Annotated in this window: 19 protein-coding genes and 1 pseudogene; 8 read left to right on the plus strand and 12 right to left on the minus strand. The window is 67.6% G+C overall.

Annotated features, from left to right (window positions below; genetic code table 11):
* Positions 1 to 2: 2 nt before the first annotated feature.
* Positions 3 to 1547, minus strand: coding sequence for a phospholipase D family protein (locus tag CQ050_RS08050; RefSeq protein WP_105556277.1), 1545 nt, complete (start codon positions 1545 to 1547; stop codon positions 3 to 5).
* Positions 1548 to 1621: 74 nt separating this feature from the next.
* On the opposite strand from CQ050_RS08050, the gene CQ050_RS08055 reads away from it, so the two are divergent.
* Positions 1622 to 2191 (plus strand): helix-turn-helix domain-containing protein, encoded by a 570-nt coding sequence (locus CQ050_RS08055; protein WP_105556278.1) that lies wholly within the window; start codon positions 1622 to 1624, stop codon positions 2189 to 2191.
* Between the two features lie 6 nt (positions 2192 to 2197).
* Positions 2198 to 2761, plus strand: coding sequence for a GNAT family N-acetyltransferase (locus CQ050_RS08060; RefSeq protein ID WP_105556279.1), 564 nt, complete (start codon positions 2198 to 2200; stop codon positions 2759 to 2761).
* 54 nt (positions 2762 to 2815) lie between these two features.
* Here CQ050_RS08060 and CQ050_RS08065 read toward each other — a convergent pair whose 3' ends face one another.
* Positions 2816 to 3148, minus strand: a complete 333-nt coding sequence (locus CQ050_RS08065) for a hypothetical protein (RefSeq protein WP_006222567.1) — start codon at positions 3146 to 3148, stop codon at positions 2816 to 2818.
* Between the two features lie 156 nt (positions 3149 to 3304).
* Complete coding sequence (locus CQ050_RS08070) at positions 3305 to 4201, minus strand: alpha/beta fold hydrolase (protein ID WP_105556280.1); 897 nt, start codon at positions 4199 to 4201, stop codon at positions 3305 to 3307.
* A 112-nt stretch (positions 4202 to 4313) separates the two neighbouring features.
* Here CQ050_RS08070 and CQ050_RS08075 point away from each other — a divergent pair, with 112 nt between their 5' ends.
* The 3 genes from CQ050_RS08075 (at position 4314) to CQ050_RS08080 (ending at position 6528) form a co-directional block, all read left to right on the plus strand.
* Positions 4314 to 5201: a LysR family transcriptional regulator gene (locus CQ050_RS08075; RefSeq protein ID WP_105556281.1), complete on the plus strand. Its 888-nt coding sequence runs from the start codon at positions 4314 to 4316 to the stop codon at positions 5199 to 5201.
* A gap of 145 nt (positions 5202 to 5346) precedes the next feature.
* Positions 5347 to 5493, plus strand: a complete 147-nt coding sequence (locus tag CQ050_RS30940) for a hypothetical protein (protein ID WP_199196752.1) — start codon at positions 5347 to 5349, stop codon at positions 5491 to 5493.
* 210 nt (positions 5494 to 5703) lie between these two features.
* On the plus strand, positions 5704 to 6528 hold the full coding sequence (locus CQ050_RS08080) for an SDR family NAD(P)-dependent oxidoreductase (RefSeq protein ID WP_105556282.1): 825 nt from the start codon (positions 5704 to 5706) through the stop codon (positions 6526 to 6528).
* Positions 6529 to 6549: 21 nt separating this feature from the next.
* On the opposite strand, the gene CQ050_RS08085 is transcribed toward CQ050_RS08080, so the two are convergent.
* Both CQ050_RS08085 and CQ050_RS08090 read right to left on the minus strand, forming a co-directional pair.
* Positions 6550 to 7320: a sulfite exporter TauE/SafE family protein gene (locus CQ050_RS08085; protein ID WP_105556283.1), complete on the minus strand. Its 771-nt coding sequence runs from the start codon at positions 7318 to 7320 to the stop codon at positions 6550 to 6552.
* Positions 7317 to 7730, minus strand: a complete 414-nt coding sequence (locus CQ050_RS08090; RefSeq protein WP_369868259.1) for a sel1 repeat family protein — start codon at positions 7728 to 7730, stop codon at positions 7317 to 7319. The genes CQ050_RS08085 and CQ050_RS08090 overlap by 4 nt, the downstream gene beginning before the upstream one ends.
* A gap of 141 nt (positions 7731 to 7871) precedes the next feature.
* On the opposite strand from CQ050_RS08090, the gene CQ050_RS08095 reads away from it, so the two are divergent.
* Positions 7872 to 8837, plus strand: a complete 966-nt coding sequence (locus CQ050_RS08095) for a LysR substrate-binding domain-containing protein (RefSeq protein ID WP_105556284.1) — start codon at positions 7872 to 7874, stop codon at positions 8835 to 8837.
* Here the strand turns inward: CQ050_RS08095 and CQ050_RS08100 are convergent.
* The gene (locus CQ050_RS08100; RefSeq protein ID WP_199196753.1) at positions 8758 to 10161 is read right to left on the minus strand and encodes an MATE family efflux transporter; all 1404 of its coding nucleotides are present in this window, start codon (positions 10159 to 10161) and stop codon (positions 8758 to 8760) included. The genes CQ050_RS08095 and CQ050_RS08100 overlap by 80 nt on opposite strands.
* Positions 10162 to 10293: 132 nt before the next feature.
* Here CQ050_RS08100 and CQ050_RS08105 point away from each other — a divergent pair, with 132 nt between their 5' ends.
* Positions 10294 to 10770 (plus strand): MarR family winged helix-turn-helix transcriptional regulator, encoded by a 477-nt coding sequence (locus tag CQ050_RS08105; RefSeq protein WP_105556320.1) that lies wholly within the window; start codon positions 10294 to 10296, stop codon positions 10768 to 10770.
* On the opposite strand, the gene CQ050_RS08110 is transcribed toward CQ050_RS08105, so the two are convergent.
* From CQ050_RS08110 to CQ050_RS08135, 6 genes are all read right to left on the minus strand, one after another.
* A complete protein-coding gene (locus CQ050_RS08110) occupies positions 10767 to 11672 on the minus strand; it encodes a DMT family transporter (RefSeq protein ID WP_105556285.1) in 906 nt (301 codons plus the stop codon). The genes CQ050_RS08105 and CQ050_RS08110 overlap by 4 nt on opposite strands.
* A 98-nt stretch (positions 11673 to 11770) precedes the next feature.
* Positions 11771 to 12574 (minus strand): AraC family transcriptional regulator, encoded by an 804-nt coding sequence (locus CQ050_RS08115; protein ID WP_105556286.1) that lies wholly within the window; start codon positions 12572 to 12574, stop codon positions 11771 to 11773.
* Between the two features lie 22 nt (positions 12575 to 12596).
* Entirely contained in the window at positions 12597 to 12935 is a 339-nt protein-coding gene (locus tag CQ050_RS08120) for an EF-hand domain-containing protein (protein WP_105556287.1), read from the minus strand.
* A gap of 84 nt (positions 12936 to 13019) precedes the next feature.
* Positions 13020 to 13514 (minus strand): hypothetical protein, encoded by a 495-nt coding sequence (locus CQ050_RS08125; RefSeq protein ID WP_105556321.1) that lies wholly within the window; start codon positions 13512 to 13514, stop codon positions 13020 to 13022.
* Positions 13514 to 14062: a hypothetical protein gene (locus CQ050_RS08130; protein ID WP_105556288.1), complete on the minus strand. Its 549-nt coding sequence runs from the start codon at positions 14060 to 14062 to the stop codon at positions 13514 to 13516. Before CQ050_RS08130 ends, CQ050_RS08125 begins: the two co-directional genes overlap by 1 nt.
* 165 nt (positions 14063 to 14227) lie before the next feature.
* Positions 14228 to 15196 carry a LysR substrate-binding domain-containing protein gene (locus CQ050_RS08135; RefSeq protein WP_105556289.1) on the minus strand — a complete coding sequence of 323 codons (969 nt, stop codon included), beginning with the start codon at positions 15194 to 15196 and terminating at the stop codon, positions 14228 to 14230.
* Between the two features lie 108 nt (positions 15197 to 15304).
* On the opposite strand from CQ050_RS08135, the pseudogene CQ050_RS08140 reads away from it, so the two are divergent.
* Positions 15305 to 15962: pseudogene (locus tag CQ050_RS08140) on the plus strand (NADP-dependent malic enzyme); the annotation flags it as partial.

The raw sequence follows: 15962 nt of genomic DNA on the forward strand, positions 1-15962 counted from the left end.
GCTCATAGCAACGGCTCCAGCGGCAGCAGCGATACGAACCAGACGGAAAACCGCTTCCACGCGGTGGTGCCCGGTTCGGTGTCGTGGCGAAGGGTTTCCCCGTTGCGCTGCTCCAGCCAGTACAGGTCGCCCTTGTCGTCCAGGCAGACGCGGTAGGCCACGTCGGGAAGGTCCTGCTTGAAGGCGTCGGCGATGCGGCGCGCCAGCGTCGGGCTGTCGATCACGAAACCCAGTTCCGTGTTCAAGGTGGCCGAGCGCGGGTCGAAGTTGAACGACCCGACGAAGATGCGCTGGCCGTCCACGGCAAACGTCTTGGCATGCAGGCTGGAACCCGAGCTGCCGAAGGGGCCCATGCTCTTGTTGCGCTCGACCTCGCCCGACATGCGCTTCATCTCGAACAATTCCACGCCGCTGGCCAGCAGGTCCTTGCGGCGCTTGGCGTAGCCGGAATGCACCACGGCGACGTCGGTCGCTTCCAGGGCATTGGTCAGCACCTGCACCTTGACGCCACTTTTGGCCAATTTCGCGAAGGCTTCCGTGCCGGCCGCGGTGGGCACGAAATACGGCGACACCAGTTCCAGGTTGGTCGTCGGCGCGCCGATGATTTCATGCAGCTGGTGCGGCAGCATCGCTTCGGGCGGCGCGGTGCCCAGCGTCTTGCGCGGGTCGTCGCTGACCATGCGGGTGTTGGCCCATTCCAGGCTGAGATCGCCTTGCAGCAGCTGCCGGATGAACGGAAGTTGCCTCATGGCGTCGGCGTAGGTGGCGGCCTCGGGCGACTTTTCCACCTTGCCGGCGCGTTGTTCCAGCGCGGCCAGGGCGCCGGGTTCCGCTTTCTTCAATAGCCGGTCCACGGGGTAGGCGGACTCGCTGGCCCAGTATCGGTCGAAGTCCGTCGATACGTCGTTGACGGCCGCGCCGATCGCCAGCACGTCCAGGTCCGTGAACAACACGCCGTTGGTTGCGCCGAAGTACTCGTCGCCAATATTGCGGCCGCCAATGATGGTGGCCTGGTTGTCCGCCGTGAAGGACTTGTTATGCATGCGCCGATTCAGGCGGCTGAAGTCCGTGACATATCCCAGCGGCTTTGGCCAGCGCAGCACAAAGGGGTTGTACAGGCGGACTTCGATATTGGGGTGTTCGTCCATCGCGGCCAGCACCGTGTCAAGACCCGCCGGGCCGTTGTCGTCCAGCAGCAGGCGCACGCGCACGCCGCGGCCGGCCGCCGCGTGCAGGGCTTCCAGCAGCATCGTGCCCGTCATGTCGTCGTGCCAGATGTAGTACTGCACGTCCAGGCTGCGCTCGGCGACGTGCGCCAGCATCATGCGGGCGGCGAAGGCGTCATACGGGTTGGAGAGCGGGTGGATGCCCGACTTGCCGGGGTGGGCCGCCGCCAGTGGCGTAATGCCGCGGCCCAATGAGGTGGCGGCCGATTGCTCGGGCGTCAGCGTCCGGGATTCGTTGCGCTTGTCCAGCGGAGGCAGGCTGCATCCGCTTAAAAACGAAAGGCAGAGGGCGGTCATAAGTAGGGGTTTGGCCAAAAGCATGCCCGTATTGTGCCGAAAAAACCCCGGCCGGCTGGGTCTTGAAGATTTTCCATATTTGGAATAAATTCCCGAATATGGAAAACACGCCAATCGATGCCGATCTGGACCGGCGTATCGCCCAGCGGTTGAAGGCGCTGCGGCAAGAGCGCGGCTGGTCCCTGGATGAATTGGCCGGCCTGGCCGGCGTCAGTCGCGCCACGCTGTCGCGGCTGGAAAACGCCGACGTCAGCCCTACCGCCAGCGTGCTGGGCAAGCTGTGCGCGGCCCATGGCCTCACGATGTCGCGGCTGATGATGATGGTGGAAGACGATTTCGTGCCGCTGGTGCCCGAACGCGAACAGACCGTGTGGGTCGATGACAGCGCGGGCTTCCGCCGGCGTTCGGTGTCGCCGCCCGCGCAGCAGTTGGCGGGCGAAGTGCTGGCCTGCGAACTGGCGGCCGGCGCGCGCATCACCTATGACCATTCGCCGCGGCCGGGCCTTGAGCACCATTTGCTGATGCTGGAAGGCGAGTTGCACATCACTGTCGACGGCCAGACCCATGCCTTGGCGCCGGGCGATTGCCTGCGCTATCAATTGTTCGGCGCCAGCCTTTTCATCACACCGCCGCATCGCGGCGCCCGCTACCTGCTCTTCATCGTCTGAACTGCCATGTCCGACCACCACGCTACCCTTGAATTGACCCTGCTGACGGCGGAAGACGCCGCAGCCAATCTGCCCGCGCTGGGCGAACTGCTGCATGCCTGCGTGCAGGGCGGGGCCAGCGTCAGTTTCGTCCTGCCGTATTCGCCCGACGACGCGCAAGCCTTCTGGCGCACCAAGATCCTGCCGGCGCTGCCCGGCGGCAAACTCGCGTTGTGGGTGGCGCAGCAAGACGGCCGCATCGCGGGATCGGTGCAATTGGACAGCGACACGCCGCCCAACCAGCCGCATCGCGCCGAGGTGCGCAAACTGCTGGTGCACCCCGATTTCCGCCGTCGCGGCATCGCCCGCCGCTTGATGCGCGAGGCGGAAGCCCACGCGGCCCGCATCGGCCGCAGCCTGCTCACGCTGGATACGCGCAGCGGCGACAGCGCCGAACCGCTATACGCATCGTTGGGTTATGTAGCGGTCGGACGGATCCCCGATTTCAGCCGCGATCCGCATGACGCGGGCAAGCTGGATGCCACGACGATCATGTACAAACGGATCGGTACGCTGGCGCCAGCGCAGTGATGCGGCAGCAAAAAGGCCACCCTTGGGTGGCCATCGCGCTTAGTCAGAACCCGTTCAAGCCAGCGGCTTGATCCCCACGCTGTACGGAGGCGCGTTGCCGCGTGCGGCGGCCTTGATCTTCAGCATCGAGCCGCCCGGCGTGAACTCGAAATCTTGAAGCGGCACTTCGAACCACTGGTGGAAGCTGGTGCGGGAAAACTCCGGCACCCAGACTTTGGCGCGGCGGGCATCGCAGTGGAACTCGACCAGCGTGCGGTCGATGCCCAGGGGGCGAGTGTTGCCGATGCGGTAGCTGACGCGCAGTTCGGCGCTTTCGGTCGAGCCGGGGCGCCAGGTCAGGCCGATGGATTCCATGAATTGTTCAATCGCCTGAATGCCGCGATACATAGCTGACTCCGAATGCTGTCGGGCGCTGCGCGCCCACTAAAATCCGCCGCTTGCCGCGGCGGGAAACAGAGGGATTATCCGCCATTCCGAGGCAGCCTGCCCAGCCGCCGCCCCGGTCGAGCCCGAGCAGGGGCGATTGTCCGGGCGGCCGCGGGCTCAGGCGTCCGTTTTGGCGCAGAACGCCAGGATGGCGTCGGCGACGGCTTGCGGTGCCTCGCGTTGCGGGAAATGGCCCACCCCCTCCAGCACGCGGCGGGCGTAGCCGCCCTGGAAGAATGCCTCCTTGCCTTCCGAGGATGCGGGCTGGTTGCAGGTGTCGGCGCCGCCATGCAGCACCAGCGTCGGGACGGTCAACACCGGCGCGGGCGTCAGCAGGGCCGTGTCGGCCGAGTAAGCGGGGTCGCCGTCTGCATTCCCCCAGCGGTGGCGATACGAATGCAGCACCACCTCGGCCCAGTCGGGGTTGTCGAACGCCCGCGCCGCTTCGTCGAAGTCCTGGGGCGCGTACCAGGCGCCAGGGGACCAGGTGTCCCACATGAAGCGGGTGAATTCGCGGCGGTTGCCGCGTACCGCCTCGGCGCCGCGCGGCGTCGCCATGAACCAGTGATACCAGTAGTTGCGGGCCTGGGCCAGCGACAGCGTCTGGTTCGGATCATTGGTGCCGTAGCCAACCGACAGCAGCACCAGTTGCGCCGCTACGCCGGGCCGCAGACCGCAGGCGTTGGCCGCGGCGCGCGCGCCCCAGTCGTGGCCCACCAGCAGCGGTTGCCGCAAGCCCAGCGCGTCGACGACGTCCAGCAGATCGCGCCCCAGGGCCGCGAGTTCGCCGCTGCGCGGCGTGGTGGCGTCCCGGAAGCGCGTGGGGCCGAAGCCGCGCAGCGCGGGGCACAGCACGCGGTAGCCTTCCGCCGCAAGGCGTGCGGCCACGGTGTTCCAGCTTTCAGGGCTGTCGGGCCAGCCGTGCAACAGCACGGCGGTGCGGGATCCGGAGGGATTCCATTCCAGGTAGGCGACATCCAGCAACGGAGTCTGGACGCGGGCGTAGGCGGGCATGGCGGGTTCCTTCTTTCGGTGACGGAGCTGTCACGATAGTGGTCCGGCTTGTCATGATTCTTGATGAATAGGCATCTATTATCAATAAATCATGAATATAAGGACGGCAGGCATGGATACCTTGAACGACTCCTCTGGCGCGGTGCTGGACCTGACGCTCTTGCGCACGTTCCTGGAGGTCGTGGACAGCGGCGGCTTTGCGTTGGCCGCCGATGCCCTGGCGTTGACGCCGTCGGCCGTCAGCGGACACATCAAGCGGCTGGAGGTATTGGCGGGCGCCACCTTGCTGGACCGTACCACGCGCAGTTTCGAGGTGACGCCGGCGGGTGAGACGCTGTATGCCTATGCGCGCAACATCGTCGATCTGGAACGCGAGGCGCGGGCCCGGCTGAGCGGCACGCGCCTGAAGGGGCGCTTGCGCATCGGCTCGTCCGAGGATTTCGCGGGCGCGTGGCTGGCCGAGGTGCTGCACGCCTTTCACCGTGGGCATCCCGAAGCCTCGATCGAGCTGAAGGTAGGCGTCACCGCCGATCTTTTGCGCCAGCAGGCGCGGGGCAAGCTCGACGTGGTCTTCGGCAAGCAATGTTCGCGTGTGCAGGACGAAGGCGAACTGTTGTGGGAAGAAGATCTGGTGTGGGCCTGGGGGGCGGACAAGCCATGGAAACCGGGGCGGCAGGTGCCGTTGGCCGTGTTCCCGGAGCCTTGCGTGTACCGCGAGGCGGCCATCGCGGCATTGGGGCACACGCGGCAAGGATGGGCGCCTGTATTCGAAAGCGGCAGCATGGCCGGCTGCCTGGCCGCCGCGCTGGCGGGCTTTGCGGTGGCTCCCGTGGCCCGCAGCCAATTGCGCGAGGGCTTGCGCGCGCTGTCGGCGGATGACGGCATGCCCGACCTTCCCATGACGCGGTTCTACGCGTATCTGCGTTCCGCCGAGCCGGCGGTGCAGGCATTGGTGGCGGCCGTCAGGCAGACGGGCCAGCGGCGGCGCTTCGGGCGCTGATCCCTGCAGGCATCGCCAGCGTTTATCGCCGCCATTGAGTAAAGCAAATAGACGGCGCGCGCCATGGCCCGCACCATGACGCTCATGTCCTTACCGAGGCCGGCGCGCAGTCCGCCGGCCGGGACGCTTCACTCAAGGAGTCATCATGGCGAATTTCATACTGGCATTGGTCAACGCGGAACTCTCGCTGTTCGGCGTTCAGGCGGCGGAAGAGCCGACGGCGCCTGCCGCCGTCACGCAGGACACCGCGCCCGCGTTCGACCGCGAGCATTACCGTAGCGCGCTGGGCTGAGCGCGTGCGCTGCGGCGCGGCGCAACGGGCATCAGCGGAGAAATAGGCAGGTTTCACGCAAGAACGAGCCTGTACGCCGGTCCGCACGATTCTTAATATCCCTACCAGGCTCAGGGCCGAAGTGTCGGGCATGAACGCTTCGCCTGGCCTGGCCGCACGGCATCTTGCCGACGGCTGCAAGCATGCAGGCTAGCAAGGGATGGGAATCGCATGAATACCGAAAAAATCTGGTTGGTGACGGGCGCGTCGACGGGCTTGGGCCTGGTACTGGTGAAGATGCTGCTGGACCGAGGGGTCAAGGTGGCGGCGACGGCCCGTGATGGCGATGCACTGCTGGAGGCCGTGGGGGCCAAGCTGGAAGGGCAGTTTCTGCCCTTGTCGGTGGACCTGGCCGACGAACGCAACGTGCGCCGCGCGGTGGCCGCCACGGTCGCCGCGTTCGGCGGCGTGGACGTGGTGGTCAACCATGCCGGCGACGCCTTGCAAGGCGCCCTGGACAGCTTGTCCGACGATGCATTGCGCGGCACCTTCGACATCAATGTCTTTGGCATGTTGAATGTGATCCGCGCCGTGCTGCCCCGCATGCGCGCGCAACGCAGCGGGCATGTGTTCAACATCTCGTCGATCCTGGGCTTTGACGGCGGCCACGCGGAATGGGGCGCCTACAGCGCGGCCAAGTTCGCGGTCAGCGGGTTGACCGAAGCGCTGGCCGCCGAGGCATCGGCCTGGGGCGTGCGGGTGTCGCTGGTGTATCCGGGCGCCATGCGCGCGGCGTCGGTGGCGGGTCGCGGCGATGCGTCCGACATGCCGGCGCGCGATCCCTTGCTGCAAGCCTCGGGCAGCGATCCGGCGAAGGCCGCGCAAGCGCTGATCAGCGCGGCGCAGGCGCAGTACGCGCCGTTGCATCTGTTCCTGGGCCGTGACGCGTTCGACCAGGCGCGCGGCAAGATCCAGTCGGTGCAGCAGGAGTTGGCGCGCTGGCGCGAGATGTCGGTGTCGATCGGCTCTGTCGACGAACGGCGGCTGGCGGCTTGATCTTGGGGCGCGGGCCGGGCGCTATGCCGTAAAGCCTTGCGCAACCTGGTAGGCGCCCAGCAGCGCCAGGCTGATCATGAAGCACAGCTTGAAGGTGCGCGGGGACAGCCGGTGGCGCAGCCATTGGCCCAGCGCCATGCCGATCAGCGCGGGCAGCAGCATCAGCACCGAGGCGCCGGCTGCGCTGGAACTGTAGCCACCGTTCAGCCACAACCCCGCCGCCAGGGCCACCGTCGACACCGTGAAGGAAATGCCCATGGCCTGGATCAGGCCGTCCCGGCCCAGGTTCAGCGCCTGTAGAAAAGGCACGGCAGGAATCACGAACACGCCCGTGGCTGCGGTGATCACGCCCGTGATCGCCCCGACCACCCCGCCCAGCGCCTGTTCGTACCGGCGCGGCACGCCAAGCGGCGAGCCGAACAGCCCCCAGCCCGCGTAGGCGATCAACGCCAACCCCAGGTACACGCTGGCCCAATGGCCGCTGGGCGCGCCCAGCCATCGCGCGCCGGCGACCGTGCCGACGCAGACGCCCGCCTGCATGGCGCCGATGCGGCGCAAGGTGGGCAACAGCGTCGGCCAGGGCCGCGCCTGCCACAGATTGGTAACCAGCGACGGCACGATCAGCAGCGCGGCGGCTTGCGCGGGCGCCATGACCAGGGCCAGCATCGCCATGGAAATGGTGGGCAGGCCCAACCCGACCACGCCTTTCACGACGCCGGCCAGGATGAACACCGCGACCGTCAATGCCAGCAACGTGGGAGGGCCGCCGGGAAGCAGGTCCATCGGATTCATGAACGCTCGCATTGGAAGGGTTGTGCCTGCCTGGGCCGGCCGAAGAGGGCGTAGGCGACGTCCCCTGGCGGCGCGCCGTCCTGGCGCGCGGCGCGCAGCAGCCATTGCCGCGCTTCGCACAGGTCCGCAGGCAGGGCCGCGCCGTACAGCGCCGGGCCGCCGATCAGGGCCATGCCCAGCAGGCGTTGCGCCGGCGCATGGTCTTCGCGCGCGGCGGCGCGCAGCCAGGCCATCATGCCCGGCACGTCTCCTTCGGTCTGGGCCTCCAGCGCCAGCGCATACTTCTGCGCGGGCGTGGTGTAAGCGGTAAGGCCCGGTTGGGCTATGGCGGTGCCTGAGGTGTGCACGGCAAGTATCAGCAGCGCGACGCCTGTCCACCGCAACCGACGGCCGCATCGATTGAAGGTCATCATGGTCACCTTAACGGTTCAGTTCAACGGGTTCGTGGAAGATTGCCGTTATTCTGCGCCGCCATGGCCGTCAATCGATATCGGGAAATGGCATACACAGCCTATGGTCCAGCCTGAGGGTCGCCGTGCTACGCTGGCCCAATGCGATTCGACCTGACCGACCTACGGCTCTTCCTGAACGTGCAGGAAACCGGCTCCATCACCGCAGGCGCCAAACGTTCCCACATGACGCTGGCTTCTGCCAGTGAACGCATCCGCGGCATGGAAGACACCTTGGGCGTGCCCTTGCTGCTGCGCGAGCCTCGCGGCGTCGAGCCCACGCCGGCTGGCCGGACATTGGCCCACCATGCGCGGGTGGTGCTGGCCCAGATGGACCGCATGCGCGGCGAACTGGACCATTACGGCCACGGGCTGAAAGGCCATGTGCGCGTGCTATGCAACACCACGGCGCTAAGCGAATACCTGCCGCCGGTGCTGGGTGCTTTCCTGAAGGATCATCCGCGTGTGTCGGTGGACCTGGAAGAACGGCTTAGCCACGAGATCGCCGATGCGCTGCGCGCGGGCACGTGCGACATCGGCGTGCTGGCCGATTCGGCCGATTTAAACGGTTTGCACACGCTGACTTTCCGCCATGATCCCTTGACGCTGGTCGTGCCGCGCGGGCATGCGTTGGCGGGCCGTTCGGCGGTCACACTGGCCGAGGTGGCGGAGGAGGAGTTCGTGGGCCTGGTGGAGGGCAGCGCGTTGCAGGAGCACATCGCGCACCATGCGCGGCGCGGCGGAAAAGTGCTGTCGTACCGCGTGCGCCTGCGTAGTTTCGACGCGGTATGCCGGATGGTCGGGCAAGGCGTGGGCATCGGTATCGTGCCGCGCGTGGCCGCGATGCGCTACGGCCGAGCCGCGGGCGTGCTGCGCGTGGCGCTGGCCGACGACTGGGCCGCGCGCGACCTGGTGCTGTGCATGCGCGAGGCGCTGCCGGCCTACGCCGCCGAGCTGGTCGCGTACGCGCTGCGCGATGCGCCCGCGGCTACGGGCGCGCCACGGGATGGGGGTTCCGCAGGTGGCCCCGGTCGAACCACGAGCCGGAAGCGACGGCCGTCAGGATGATCAAGCCGTACAGGCACATCGCCACCGCGGCGATCAGGAAGAACACCGTCAGCGATCCGGTCAGGTGCAGCGCCACGCCGCCCGCGCCCACGGCGGTCAAGAGGCGCAGGCAGCCCGCGACCAACGGCCATTTCAGCCGGCCCGCGCCTTGCGAAGCGAAGTACATCGAGAATCCCAGCGCAAAGAAGCCGTAGACCGGGCCCACCGTGCGCAGATACGCGGAGCCGGCTTGCAGCATGTGTTCTTCGGCGCCGAACAGCCGCAACCACGCTTCAGGGAAGCACGCGGCCGCCAGCCCGATGGCTTCGGCCAGCACGAAGGCCATCGCGCCGCCCGTCAACGCGATTCGCATCGCGCGTTCGGGCTGGCCCGCGCCGATGTTGGACGCCACCATGGCGACCATGGGCGCGCCCAATCCGAAGGCAATGGGAATCAGCAGATACTCCAGCCGCACGGCGATGCCGTAGCCCGCCACGGCGGCCGTGCCCGCATAGGCGCCGACCAGGGCCGCCGTCAGCGCCACCAGCGCATTGGTCAGCAAGGGGTTCAACGTGGCCAGCGCGCCCACGCTGAGGATGCTGCGCATCAGGTTGGGGTACAGCCGGCTGAGGACAAGCCGCGCGGGGTTGCGGCCGCTGGCGCAGTAGGCCCCCAGGATCAGCGCGCCCACGCCGTAGTAGATGACGAGCGCCCACCCGCCGCCCGCCACGCCCAGCGCGGGGAACGGCCCCCAGCCGAATATCAGGCATGGCGACAGCGGGATCAGCAGCAACGCGCCGCCGCAGATCACCGCGCCGGGCACCAGCATGTTGCCGGTGCCCCGGATGACGCTGGCGAACGCATTCATCAGCCACATCAGGACGATGCCGCCGAAGATGACATTGGAGTAGGCCAGGGCGGCATCCAGTGCTTCGCCTTCGGCGCCCAGGGCGCGATACAGCTGCGGCCCGAAAACCAGCAGCAACACGCAGAAGACCAATCCCAACAGCGCGTTCAGCACCACGGCGTGCAGCACCAGCTGGTCCGCCTCTTGTTGGCGGCCACCGCCCAGCGCGCGCGCCACGGCGGCGGAAATACCGCCGCCCATCGCGCCCTGCGACATGTTCCCCATCAGGAACAGCACCGGCACCACCAGCGCCACGCCCGCCAGCACGGAGGTGCCCAGTCGGGCCAGGAACCAGGTCTCGATCAGGCCGGTGGCGGACTGCGCGGACATCATCAGAATATTGGGCCATGCCAAGCGTGCCAGCGTGGGGGCGATGGGCGCCTCAAGCATGGCTTGCAAGCGCGCATTGGCGGGGCGTGGCGGAGGCGTCGCTGACATGGGGCGTGACCGGAACGGGATGCGGTAAAATTTACGTGCATATGCCAATACCTGTCAAGAATGAACTGGACGCGCGTCCGGCCCGGCAGTAGCGTAATGGCTTTGTCCTTTCCCGTTGCCGTTCCCGCCGCCATGTCCGCCGCCGATCCTTCCGTCCCCGCCATTGTTCCAGACCCTCTGGTCTGCAACGGCGCCGCCCTCCGCAAAGCGACCCGTCGCGTGTCGCAGCTGTATGACACGGTATTGGCGCCTTGCGGCCTGAAAGTGTCGCAGCATTCCATCCTGATCCACATCGCGCGCGCCGGCACGCCGTCGATGACGGACCTGGCGCGCGCCATGGTGCTGGACCGGTCCGCGCTGGCGCATAACCTGAAGCCGCTGGAACGGGACGGCTACGTGCGGACGGCGCGCGACGAACGCGACGGCCGCAGCCGCCGCGTGGCGCTGACGGATGCTGGCCGCGCCAAGCTGGCGGAATCCAAGCGCTTGTGGAAAGACGCGCAGAACCGTTTCGAAGCGGCCTATGGCGCAGAGCGCGCGGCGGCCCTGCGCCATGCGTTGGCCGACATCTTCTCCGACGAGTTCGCGCTGGCGTTCAGCCGGGGTTAGCCACCTGCCGGATGTTCCGCGGGCCGCCTGCGGCCCGGCCAACCCAACAGCGCGACCGCGCCCAGTACGCAGGCCATCCCGGCGATCTGGGCGCCCGTCAGGGGTTCCCCCAGCAGGCCCGCCGCGAGCGCGACCGCCGATGCCGGCGCCAGCGCGGTAAAGAGCGCCGCTTCGGATCCTTGCACGCGGGCGGCGCCGGCGTACCACAGCAGGAAGCCGCCCACCGTGGGCACCACGGCGTAGTACGCCACGGCCATGAGCGCGTCGCCGGACACGTCCAGCTGCCAGGGCGATTCCGTCACGCTCGCCAGCGCCGAAAACGCCAGCCCGAAACCCGTCATGACGGTGGAGAGCGCAAGCGGGGGAACCGGTATGCGCAGCCGTTTGTTCAGCAGGATGAACAGCCCTTCGCACAGGACCGCGCCCAGGATCAACGCGTTGCCGGTCCATGATGGGGCGCCGCCCGCAGCCGCGGCATGACGCGTCATCAGCCAGACGCCGAAGCCGGCGGCGGCGATCGCGGCCAGCATGGCCTTGCCCGGGCGTTCCCCCAGCAGCACGATCGCGATGGCGGCGGTGACAAGCGGCAGCGTGCCCAGAATGATGCCGCCGTCCACGGCCGACGTGCGCTTCAGCCCTGCGATCAGCAGCGTGGTGTAGCCGACGCTGCCGGCGATGGCCTGCGCCGCCAGCAACAGCCAGTCGCGCCGGCCCACGCGTGGCATCCGGGCGCCGGTGACGGCCATCAGCAGGGCGAAGCAGGGCAGCGCGATGGCAAACCGCAGCGCCGTCGCGGTGAAGGGCGGCAGCCCCGTCCCGATGATCTTGCTGGCCACGACCGTGCTGCCGACCAGCACCATGGCCGCCGCCAGGCAGCAATACCCTTGCATCCTTCCATTCATGTCCGTCTACGCCGCAGAGTCAGAAAGGCGCAGCGTAGGGCGCAGGCGAGGCGCCAGTCTTGAATGAAATTGCAGGGGGACCGACGCGGCGCAAATGATCAGCGCGCGGCCAGCGCATAGCGCCGGGGAGACACGCCGTACGTGCGCACGAACAGGCGGGTCATGTGGCTTTGGTCGGCAAAACCGCCCGCCGCGGCGGCGTCCGCAAGCGCCTTGCCTTCGCGGATCAGGCGGCGCGCCACCAGCAGCCGACGCTGCATCTGGTAGGCATGGGGCGTCAGGCCCGTGGCGCCGGCAAAGGCGCGCAGGACCTGGTAGCGGCTCAGGCCACTGGCGGCCGCCAGATCGGCCAGCGATATCGTGGCGGCGGGGTCGTCGTCGATCAGGGCGCGGGCGTGGCGTATCGCGTCGGGCACGCCGCGGCCGGTTTCCGGCGGCGCGTACGGGCTGTGCGCCGCCGCCACGATGCGCAACAGCAGCGCGTCGCACGCCAGCCCGGTTTCGGCGCCATCCGTCACGTGGGCGTAAAGCGCCAGCACATCGCGCGCCAGCGCCGGGTGATCCCGGGCGGGGTGTTCAAATTCGTAGCGGCGTCCGTCTGCCAGCAGCTCGGCCGCGCTTTGCGCGATCACGGCCGGGTCCAGATACAGCATCTGCCAGGCGCGCGTGCCGTCACCGATGGGCGCGCCGTCGTGGACCTCGCCCGGGTTGACGGTAATGACGTAACCGGGGCCAGCCTGCACCCGGCCGCGCCCGCTATGCGACACCTGGGCGCCTGCGCGGATCACGCCAATGCCGAATTGATCGTGCGTGTGCCGCGAAAAGGCGTGTCCGCTGCACGCCGCCACGGCCTGCACGCCGGCAAGCACGCTGCGCCGCATGATGAACTGGCCGGGTGGCATGCGCGTGGCCTTGCCAGGGCGGTCAGCCCTTGTATTCCTTCATGACTTGCTGCAGGAATTCGGCGCGGCTGATCTTGCCGTCCTTGTTGGCGTCCATGGCCGCAAACTGTTCAGCGGACAGGTTATTCGGCAATTCGCTCTTGCTGAGATGGCCGTCTTTGTTGGCGTCCAGCTTGGCGAAAGACTCTTCCATGAAGGCCTGGTATTCGCTTCGGCTGACCGCGCCGTTCTTGTCGGTGTCCAGGCGCTGCATTTGTGCCGGCGACAGCTGGACGCTGCCTTCGGAAGCGGGAGCGGCCCAGCCGGGCGCCGAGATAGCCAGCGCGGCGAATGCCGCGCTCAAGGTAATGAACTTCTTCATGGTTTTCCTTCCCTTGCCGGCCGAAGCCGCGATTCTTGCAGCGTAGCCGAAATCACTTTAACGCGCTGCAACGGAAGGCCGCTTCTATTGCAGCCCGTTCCAGCGCGCCACGGAGGGCTCGGCCGCTGCCCACTTCCATTGCCCGTCAGGCTGGCGGCAGATCATGCTGATATAGGCCGGTGCAGGCGCATCGTCCTGCTCCACCGTGAACAGCACTTCGCGGCAGCGCGCCAGCGGGGTATCGATGTCGCGCACGACCTGGATGCCGCCGCGCTCATTGCCGACCGGCAGCGCATGGCGGATCTGCCACTGACGCACCTGGCCGATGGGCAGTTCGCCCGCCGCGTTGGCCATCACGTTTTGCTGATCGTTCTTCCACTCGCGCAGCACGTATTTCACGGTGGCGTCGACGGCGGCCTGCACGCTGACGCCGATGGCGTAGCCGGCAACGGGATTCGCGGTGGCGGCCCCGCTGACGGTGCCCACCACGGCGCCCGCCGCGCCACCGATGGAACTGCTTTGGCAGCCGCTCAATCCGACGGCGGCGGCCAGCGTCGCCAGCAGGCATGCGCGGCGCATCACTGCAACGATCCCCAGCGCGCCGTGGCCGGTTCGGCGTTCGCCCAGCGCCACTGCGCGCCGTCGCGGCAGACCGTCGTGACGAAGAATTCGCGCGACGGTTCGTCGCCAGCCTTGTCGGCCGGCGTGTCGATCGAAAAGACCACTTCCTTGCATTCCAGGCCCACGCCGCCAAATGCACGGCTGACAGCGACTTGGCCGTGCGCATCGCCTTCGATGGGAAGCTGGTGCTTCACGCTCCAGGGCGCGACGGCGCCCACGCCCAGTGGCCCGGCGGCGGTGGCAATGGCGTCTTGTTCTTCGCCCCGGGTCTTGCGCTGGGCGTAGGCCAGCGCGGCTTTGGCGCCCGCCTGCACGCCCAGGCCAATGCCGGTGGCGACGGTCGCGTTGTCGGTGACTTTGTTGGCGATGGCGGTGCCGGCGATACCGGCCGCGGCGCCGGTGCCTTCGCTTAGCAGCGAGCTGCAGCCGGACAGCGTGGTCAGCGCGGCGAGGGCGATCAGGGCAAGCGCGCGGCGGTTCGGGTGATGTGGCGAATGAGTGAACAAGCGGCTTGCCTCCTGCGTGATACGTGGCGCCGCAAGTATAGGAGGGCGGGCGCCCGCGCGGACGCGGCCTTTACATTTCTTGGCATTCCGCCCGTGGCGACGGGGCAGGGGCGAAGGCAGGCCAAGGGGGCACGGTGACGCCAGCGGCTCAGGCACGGTACCTGGCTACGCGCCCAGCCGCGCGCCCTTGGTATAGACCTCGCGCAAGGCCGATGCGAACAGCGCGTCCACATTGCGCCGCAGGCCGTCTGCTCGGGTGAACAGCGAGATCGGGGGCAGGGTCCAGTCGAAGGAATAGGGCACGATGGCGGCGCCCGCGATGCGCACCAGTTCATCGGCGATGTCGGCGGGCAGGATCGATACGGCGCGGTCACTGGCCACGATCATTTCTCCGATCAGTTTGGACGAATCGCTTTGCACCGACGGTGGCGGCGGCGGCAGGCCGGCACGCAGGAAGATGTCGGCCACTTGTTCCCGGATGGGGCTGCCCGGCGTGCCCAGGATCCAGTCCAGGTCGGCCAGCCGGTTCCATTCCAGCCGGGACCGGCCCAGCCGCGCGGCCAGGCGGCGGCTTGCGATCAGCCGGGGCTGCTGGTGATACAGCACTTCGAAGTCGATGTTGCTCAGGTCCACCGACGGCGTCGCCCAGCCCACCACGATGTCCAGGGTGTGGTCGCGCAGCTGGCGCAGCAGCGCGGGCCCCTGGCCTTCGTGGATGGTGGCGGTGATGCGGCGGCCTTGCGGCAACGTGCGGCTGATGGCCGCCGACAGCATCTGGCCCGACACGAAGGGGATGACACCGATGTGCAGGTGGGCGGCGTGGCCGGCCGCCACGGCCTCCATTTCCTGTACCAGATGGCCCAGGTCGTGGACCAGGCCCCGGGCCCGTGCCAGCACCACGGCGCCCAGCGCGGTAGGCGTCATGCCGCGCACTGACCGGTCGAAGAGCGGCACGTCGAACATGCTTTCCAGTTCGGCCAGGGCGTTGGTCACCGCCGGCTGGCTGGTGGCCATGTGCTCGGCCACCCGGGTCAACGACCCGTGCTGCTCGATCTGTAGCAGCAGCATCAGGTGGCGCATCTTCAGGCGCGAGGTCAGTTTCCGGATGACGGCATCCGGATCGAAGGCTGTCATAGACGAGCCATAAGGTATAGGTAATGGGACAATATTAAATCCGAATGATCGTCTTATGTCTTGGGGCCTAGAATTTTTGCATATTCAAGACAGCGAGGCTACCGCCCCATGAACAACCCTTCCGACCGCCAGGCAGCACTGGACTATCACGAGTTCCCCACCCCGGGAAAGATTTCTGTGGTGGCCTCCAAGCCGCTCGTCAACCAACGCGACCTGGCCCTGGCGTACTCGCCCGGCGTGGCGTCGGCGTGTGAAGAGATCGTGGCCGACCCGGCCAACGTCTATCGCTACACCGCGCGCGGCAACCTGGTGGGCGTGATCACCAACGGCACCGCGGTGCTGGGCCTGGGCAACATCGGCGCGCTGGCCTCCAAGCCGGTCATGGAAGGCAAGGCGGTGCTGTTCAAGAAGTTCGCCGGCCTGGACGTCTTCGACATCGAAATCAACGAAACCGACCCGGACAAGCTGGTCGAGATCATTGCCGGCCTGGAAGCCACCTTTGGCGGCATCAACCTGGAAGACATCAAGGCGCCGGAGTGCTTCACCGTCGAGCGCAAGCTCCGTGAACGCATGAAGATCCCGGTCTTTCACGACGACCAGCACGGTACCGCCATCACGGTATCGGCCGCCTTCATCAACGGCCTCAAGGTCGTGGGCAAGGACATCAAGTCGGTCAAGGTCGTGACCTCGGGCGCGGGCGCCGCCGCCCTAGCGTGCCTGGACCTGATGGTGGACCTGGGCCTGCCGCTGGAAAACATCTGGGTGA

This window comes from Achromobacter sp. MYb9 (assembly GCF_002975275.1).
Lineage (GTDB): Bacteria > Pseudomonadota > Gammaproteobacteria > Burkholderiales > Burkholderiaceae_B > Achromobacter.